The organism is Wolbachia endosymbiont of Drosophila baimaii (genome assembly GCF_028982185.1).
GTDB lineage: Bacteria > Pseudomonadota > Alphaproteobacteria > Rickettsiales > Anaplasmataceae > Wolbachia > Wolbachia pipientis.
On the sequence record NZ_JAPQLE010000134.1, the window covers coordinates 1 to 579 of the forward strand.

At 31.6% G+C, this 579-nt stretch carries 1 protein-coding gene; it reads left to right on the forward strand.

Annotated features, from left to right (window positions below; genetic code table 11):
* Positions 1 to 361 precede the first annotated feature (361 nt).
* On the forward strand, positions 362 to 579 hold a 218-nt coding region (locus tag OZD66_RS04785), incomplete at its 3' end, for a hypothetical protein (protein ID WP_275022372.1).

The following is a 579-nucleotide window of genomic DNA, read 5'->3' on the forward strand; positions in this document are numbered from 1 at the left end:
GCATTGTTGGCACACCATCAAAAGTCGCCTCAGACCTCTAATGCATCAATGTACAGACTTACACCTTTTAGTTGGTAATACCATTTTAGATGTTTATCATTCGTTTTAGAAAATACTATAGTAGCGGAATGACGAATTTTTGTTTTTCAAATTGTCAGTAAATCTAAGTCAGTTTAGCTATATAAAACATAGTATAAAAAGAGCTATTTTAGCAAAATTTTAAACAAATAAAGTTAATTACTTCACAATTGATACCTTACGAGAAAAGCACATTTGATACAGATTTAAAATACAAGTTAACGAATTATTATGATTTTTACCAAGATAATAATATAGTAAGGTTTGGTAGTGAGGTATCAAAATGGGAAAATACACTAATGCATGGTTTTATAAGAAGACTGACCCAAATCATCACGATTGTGCAAATGATGGCACTTGCGGGCAATCTATACAAAATTGTGAAATTGGTAATACAGACATTTCTTTTTTTGATAGTATAGCATTTCTCATAATAGTCCGAACAGGTCATAGGAAGGCAGAATCAACAGCACGACGAAAGGATTCGAATAGAGGAATGTT